Origin of the sequence: Hoskinsella mucinilytica, from assembly GCF_045223415.1 — a bacterium.
GTDB classification, from domain to species: domain Bacteria; phylum Bacillota_I; class Bacilli_A; order Erysipelotrichales; family Erysipelotrichaceae; genus Hoskinsella; species Hoskinsella mucinilytica.
Genome location: NZ_JBEQZJ010000005.1, coordinates 105,900 through 112,776 on the forward strand (window position 1 = coordinate 105,900; position 6,877 = coordinate 112,776).

Consider the following 6,877-nt stretch of genomic DNA (forward strand, 5'->3'; position numbering starts at 1 on the left):
CAATACGTTATAATAAAACTAGGTGATACTTATGAACATATTTAAAAAACTGGAAACCATGAACAATTTAACAGCAAATGAAACACAAATCGTGAACTTTCTTCTCCAACATCCAAAACAATTTTTGGACATGGATAGTCAAGAAATCGCAAAGCATTGCTTTGTATCACAAACGACCATTTATCGATTATGTAATAAGCTAAATCTATCTGGCTTATCAGATCTGAAGATACAACTATCAGGTTCAATCGATAGCTATATGGTAGAGCATCAAGAACTTGACTTTAATTTTCCTGTTAAGATTGATCAAAATAGCCAAGAAATCTTAACTTTTATGAAGGAAGATTATACACAAACAATTACATCTACTTATGATTTATTTGATTGTAGACAGTTAGAAAGAGCTGTATCTTTATTGATTCGCTCAGCTCATATCGATGTTTATGCTTCTGCAGGAAATTGCTTTTTTGCACAAAATTTCAAATTTCAAATGAAAGAAATCGGTGTTACCGTAAATGTTCCCATAGATGAATATGATCAAAGATTGCATGCTGCATCCAGTGATTCTACCCATGTCGCTATTCTAATTTCATTTGGAGGACGTGGTATCCTAGTACAAAAGCTACTTTCCATGCTGAAAGAAAATCATACACCAATCATTTTGATCACATCTATGGAATATTTACAACAGGTAAAAGATATTGATTGCTTTTTAACACTTTGTTCTAATGAAGATCATTATCATAAAATATCTTCTTATTCAACAAGGTTATCCCTACTTTATATTTTGGATATTTTATACACCGGTTATTTTCAAAAGCATTATGATCAAAATATACAAAAGAAAATTGCTTACTATCATATGATTGCAAAAGAGAATCATAAGTAATCAATTTTGAAAATTATTTTTCATATAAATGAATGTTATGAAAGAAGGAAATGATAAAATTCTCCTATTAAGACTTCTCCTATTGATGTCACTATTCGCTTTTATTACAATAAGCTCATCAAGGAGGAATTACAATGAGAATAAAAGCAATCATGTGTGATATCGATGGTACCTTACTTAACGATGAAGGTAAGGTTACACCAAAAACGCTACAGGCAATCAAAGATGTAAAAGATCGGGGAATCATGTTCGGATTATCTACAGGAAGAGATGTACATAGTGTAAAAACATTATGTAAACATTGGGGTATAGAAGGATTGGTAGATGCTATTGTCGGAACCGGTGGTGCTGAAATATATGACTTTCATACCAATACAGGCAAAGATAGCTATCCCTTAGATGGATCCTTAATACGATCTATCATTGAGCACTATGAAGATATGGATGTTAATTTCGCCATACCCTATCAAGGTATTTTATATGCTCCAAAAGATGATCGTCATATTCAATCACTATCAAAAGCGGATAAAGTTCCTTATCAAGTTGTAGATTTTAATGAATTTTTAAAACAGCCAAGACCTAAGGTTATGATCGTATGTGATCCGGAAAAGATGAATGATGTAATAAAACGTAGTAAAACATTCCATGATGATCGGTTCAAATCTTCTGCCTTGAAAACTGCAAGTATCTTGTTTGAATATATGGATCCAAGAATATCAAAAACACATGGCCTAAAACAGGTCATGGAGCTATATCATCTTACTATGGATGAATTATGCACCTTTGGAGATGCTGACAATGATTATGATATGACTTTACATGCAGGTATTGGTGTCATTATGAAAAATGGCAGTGAGAAATGTAAAATGATTGCCGACCATATCACTGATGACAATAATCATGATGGTATCGCAAATTTTATCAATACCTTTATTTTACAATAACGGGCTATGTTTTATAGCTCTTTTTGTTTTTATTCATCAGTAAATTTTTCCAAAATGAAAAGAAATCTCAGTTTTATATATGCATTTTCATCAATCTTTGATAAAATAAAGCATTGTGATAGAAAGGGGCTTTGATATATGAAAGCATTCACAGGTTTTTTGGAGAAATATCTTTCTCCAATTGGAGCTAAGCTTGGCAATCAACGTCATTTACAAGCTTTAGCAAACGGTATGATGATGACACTTCCTTTATTAGTTATCGGATCTATCTTCATGATACTTGCTAATCCTCCAATCAATATGGATACAGTAGATTTAAACACGACGAATTTCATTCTTCGCTTTTTGATAGGATGGAAAGACTGGGCAACGACATATAACACAGAAATCATGACACCTTATTACATGACCTTTAATCTTTTAGGTCTGATGACTGCATTCTCTGTAGCTTATTCACTAGCAAAAAGCTATAAAATGAACGCAGCAATCAGTGGTATCATGAATATGTCAGTTTTCTTCATGGTATGTGCAAAGGTGGTACCTACAGAAATTGAGGGCATCAATGGTATCACAACAAATTATTTGGACAGTAATGGTTTATTTGTGGCTTTGATTTTGAGTATCGTCACAGTGGAAATTACAAGATTCATTGAAACTAAGGGCATTAAGGTGAAATTTCCTGACAGTGTACCAAGCATGGTCGCAGCATTTGTCAATTCATTGTTGCCTTTGCTTGTTAATATTGTTTTGATTTATGGTCTGAATTTAATCTTGATCAGCGCTTCTGGAAAATCACTTCCTGAAATGATCATGAGTATTTTGACTCCTGCAATTAATGTAGGAAACAATGTATGGGTATATGCATTGATCATTATGTTCTCTAATGTTTTATGGTTCTTAGGTATCAATGGTACTTCTGTTGTTTTCCCAATCGTCTTTATGATCGGTTTGGCAGGTACTGCAGCAAATGCAGAAGCTTTAGCAGCAAATCTTCCTATGGAAAACTCTATGAACCTTCAGCTATTCCGTTATGCAATGCTAGGAGGAGCCGGTGGAACTTTAGGTTTGATTATTCTAATGTGGAGAAGCAAAAGCGCAAAATTCCGTTCTTTGGCTAGAATTTCAATCGTGCCAGGATGCTGTTCTATTAATGAACCTATCACTTTCGGTGTTCCAATGGTTTATAATCCTATCTTGGCGATTCCATACATCTTAACTCCAAGTATTGCGGTAATTCTTGGATATTATGCACAAGAACTAGGATTGATCACAAGAGGCTTTGTGGCAGATCCAAGCTTTATTCCATTCTTTATTCAGGCATGGATGTCCGGTTCAGACTTTAGAAACGTAATTTTTATGTTCCTGTTAATTGCATTAAGTGTATTGATCTATTTACCATTCTATAAAGTCTACGAAAAAGTAGAATTAGAAAAAGAAGCACAAGAAGTTGCACAGGAGGATAACTAATGGCAAAACAAATGTATGATCCATGGTCTAAAATTACAACACGTAATGGCTATGCATGTGATGAAGTTATTTCAGCTTTACAAAAATCAATTCGTAGAGGTTTGGAAGAACAGGCTTGTATGTTTGCTTATGAGCTTTATATTTCATCCCCACAACTTGAAGAAAAATTATGGAGAAGATTATTAACAATTTCTGTTGAAGATATCGGAATGGGCAATCCTATGGCAGCTGTTGTTGTAAATTCTTTATCTCAAATGAGATTAAATTTTGATTATTCTGACAATGATAGGACGATTTATTTCATTCATGCAATTCGTTATATGTGTGCTAGTGAAAAAGATCGCTCCAGTGATTTATTGAAAAATATATGTATCAAAAGCTTCGCAATGGGCAAACTTCCTGAAATACCTGACTATGCTTTAGATAAACATACACAGCGTGGTCAAGCAATGGGAAGAGATTCCTTTCATTTCTTGAATGAAGCAAGTAAGGTCATTCCTCAAGCAGAAATCGATAACGATTACAAAGAACGCTATGCTGAAATTTTAAAGGAATATGACCCTGAAAATGTATCAGATACAGCCTTTACATTTAATGGATGGCAGTTTTAAGAAAGAGCGTAAGCTCTTTTCTTTTTACCCCTTAAGCCTATGAAGATATTGAATTAAAGAAAATTATTCACAAAGCTGTTAAAGATAATGTGAATTCATGTTATTATTATATATTAAAGTATAAGAGGGTGATGAAAATGGTAATATCTATGATTTAAAGAAATTCATTTTCTTTAACATATCGATTAGTAATATATAAAAGAATGATAGAAATGATTATCATAGCGTATCATTTTTGAGGAGGATCATTATGAAAAAGATTTCATCTTTACTCGTTGCCCCTTGTTTCGTTTCGGCAATCATATGTTTATGCTTTGGAATTTATACAAATATAGGTGATCTTACCATTTCTTTAACATTCGGAAGTTTTAATCAGAACGTTAATCCCGGTTTTATCTTTTATATTTTAGCAATCATCTTGATACTATCTACCATCTATTTCATCAAATTGATCTTGAAAGACGAAACATCATCTTAACCATCATAAACATAGAAAAAGAGCATTTGCTCTTTTTTCATAACTTATTTTATGAATTTCTTTTTAATGAAATCATTCAATCCGCAATCTGATATAAATCAGGATCATGACTAACATTTTGACTTTTTTCTTTTGGTTTCCTGTTAGAAGAATTTTCCGATCAAATAAAAACGATTCTTAGTAGAAAATAGAAGAATCGTTTTATTTATTAATATATTATTGTTCTTTTCCTATGTCTTGAAGCTTAAAATTAAAATCTAATAAATTTTGATAAACCTGAGGGAATTTATACAAACAAATGATATAGTTATCCTTCGATTCAAAATCACCTTCATGTACTTCTATATAATCTGTATCATTTTTATATATGTTAAAAGAAAATCCATCTAGCTTCTTGTCTGAATTATCAATCGCTATAGCAACATATTTTCCATCAGCTCTTCCTATACTATGAATAGCATATCCGTTTTCTACATCGTAAACCGTTGAAATTTGAGGTTCTTTGTCTTTTTTTTCAAAGACAACCATTTTAAGTGGCTCATTTTCTACTTGAATTAGATAAACAAGAACATCCTCATTTTCTTCTTGTTTCAATATTTCATAAGAGGTAAACTTCTCATTTAAACAATCAACTGGTTTTTTGACTTTATTGATACATCCAACCAAGCACAATAAACTCATGAAAATCATCAAAATCAAAATTATTTTTCTTTCTGTTTTTTTCCTTGTATTGATCATATTAAACACCTCTTTCTCTCTCAAATAAAGATTAGCACATATATATATATATATCAATAGTGCGTTAGATACTAATGCTACTTAGATAAAGATATTCCTCATGAATTCGTAATTTAACCTTCTATCTAATTAAAACAATTCTTCTAAATAAAATGCAGAAGAATTGTTTTAAAAATCATATATCATATTAGTTTATTTGCACGACTTGAGAAATATGCTAAAATAATGATGCTTCTACTCAGTAAAAATCAATCAGAATATGTAGTAATATCACATGCCAAATCCCAATAATTTGATGTTCCACTAACTGAGAAACTAGGTCCTCCTACAGAAAAGCCCCATGAAATTTGAGCAGATGACCATGTATGTACATATTCTCCAACATATAAACGTTGCCCTGTATAAGCTTTATAATTACACCCAGTATATAACGTTTGTGTTCCTGTATTCTCTCTAAATCTATATCCGACCCCATTTGTTGATCTACTTATAAAGGCAGGACTTGTTGCAACACCAGTCATACCATGAGTATTTATTGTATAATTAGCCGGAACAGTTAAAGCCATAGAATCATCATTTGCATTACTTGGACCAGTTTCACCAGAACCAGAACTCCAAACTGCCTGTTCTTGAACATCTGCATAACCCGGATTCCATGAATCTTTATAAATTTGTAATGAAAGAGTTAAATTTTTAAATTTACTTGGATTCGCTCTAGACATTTTCATTGATTCATATTCAGCGTTTGTCATTGGTTCTTCATGAATGATTCCATATTCGTTTATTTCTTTTAAATAAACACGATTATATGATATAGCAATCAACTGTTTTCCATTTTTTATATTACGTGATATTTCTTTTTCAATTTCTGGATTATCATTTAAAAAAGATTCAAATGCTTTAGAAGTTTCTAAAATTTCTGTAGATCTTTCATATGCATTTATAATTATTTTATCTGTGTTATTTTCTAAAGACAAAGAAAATCCGTTCAAATCAAACTGCTTTTTTTCTTCATATCTACTTGATTCATCTTTTGCTGAAATTACTGTTATGTTTGATATAGAAATCAAACATAGAATAAGCGATAATAAGCAATTAAAAAACTTTTTCATAAGTTCTCCTTTCTATGATTTTTTCATATTATAGTTCATAAATTTTAACATTTGAAACGCCAATTTAAAATTGGCCCTAATATAATGAATTTATTTTTCATATTAGCCTCCTATGAGAATACATATGTGAATAGATTTTTCCAGTTATCTAGATTTACTATTCGATAATATCCTCTTATATTTCATATTATATTGTTCAAAACAACTATTTGCAAACATATGGTTTTAAATCATGCTATTATAGGTATTCTTTATATAAAAACTTATTATCATAGATTGTTTTTTAAGCAAATTTTATTAATATATTCATTGACCTATTATAACAAAATTTATTTTCTATTTATTACTATTACGATAGTATAACAAAAAAACACCAACTCTGTTTTCACTTTTAAGCGTTATTTTCTCCAATTTCATTGGATACTATATAATATTTAATTAAAAAAAGTTAAGATCTTTTTTAATCCTTTTAGTTTACTATTTGATACAGGCAAAACAACATTTCCTTTCAATTGAACATTTCTCAATTCCATATTTAATTGAGTTATATAATAAATATTAATAAAAGTGTGATATGTGATTTCAACAAAGTATTCAGGTAAGTTATCAATTATATCTATTATATTACCTCTTTTTTT

The 6,877-nt window shown here is 30.6% G+C and carries 8 protein-coding genes; 5 read left to right on the forward strand and 3 right to left on the reverse strand.

Annotation, left to right across the window (positions count from 1 at the left end):
* Positions 1 to 31: 31 nt before the first annotated feature.
* The 5 genes from UGRO018_RS03010 to UGRO018_RS03030 all read left to right on the forward strand — a co-directional run bounded on the left by UGRO018_RS03010 (position 32) and on the right by UGRO018_RS03030 (position 4,389).
* Positions 32 to 889: a MurR/RpiR family transcriptional regulator gene (locus UGRO018_RS03010; RefSeq protein WP_416324975.1), complete on the forward strand. Its 858-nt coding sequence runs from the start codon at positions 32 to 34 to the stop codon at positions 887 to 889.
* Between the two features lie 134 nt (positions 890 to 1,023).
* Positions 1,024 to 1,833, forward strand: a complete 810-nt coding sequence (locus UGRO018_RS03015; RefSeq protein ID WP_416324976.1) for a Cof-type HAD-IIB family hydrolase — start codon at positions 1,024 to 1,026, stop codon at positions 1,831 to 1,833.
* Between the two features lie 138 nt (positions 1,834 to 1,971).
* Positions 1,972 to 3,300 (forward strand): PTS sugar transporter subunit IIC, encoded by a 1,329-nt coding sequence (locus UGRO018_RS03020; protein WP_416324977.1) that lies wholly within the window; start codon positions 1,972 to 1,974, stop codon positions 3,298 to 3,300.
* The gene (locus UGRO018_RS03025; protein WP_416324978.1) at positions 3,300 to 3,911 is read left to right on the forward strand and encodes an AAA family ATPase; all 612 of its coding nucleotides are present in this window, start codon (positions 3,300 to 3,302) and stop codon (positions 3,909 to 3,911) included. The genes UGRO018_RS03020 and UGRO018_RS03025 overlap by 1 nt, the downstream gene beginning before the upstream one ends.
* A 250-nt stretch (positions 3,912 to 4,161) precedes the next feature.
* Entirely contained in the window at positions 4,162 to 4,389 is a 228-nt protein-coding gene (locus UGRO018_RS03030; protein WP_416324979.1) for a hypothetical protein, read from the forward strand.
* A 216-nt stretch (positions 4,390 to 4,605) separates the two neighbouring features.
* On the opposite strand, the gene UGRO018_RS03035 is transcribed toward UGRO018_RS03030, so the two are convergent.
* The 3 genes from UGRO018_RS03035 to UGRO018_RS03045 all read right to left on the reverse strand — a co-directional run.
* A complete protein-coding gene (locus UGRO018_RS03035; protein WP_416324980.1) occupies positions 4,606 to 5,127 on the reverse strand; it encodes a hypothetical protein in 522 nt (173 codons plus the stop codon).
* 248 nt (positions 5,128 to 5,375) lie between these two features.
* Complete coding sequence (locus UGRO018_RS03040) at positions 5,376 to 6,239, reverse strand: hypothetical protein (protein WP_416324981.1); 864 nt, start codon at positions 6,237 to 6,239, stop codon at positions 5,376 to 5,378.
* A 434-nt stretch (positions 6,240 to 6,673) separates the two neighbouring features.
* Positions 6,674 to 6,877: LytTR family transcriptional regulator DNA-binding domain-containing protein (locus UGRO018_RS03045; protein ID WP_416324982.1), on the reverse strand; the 204-nt coding region annotated here is incomplete at its 5' end.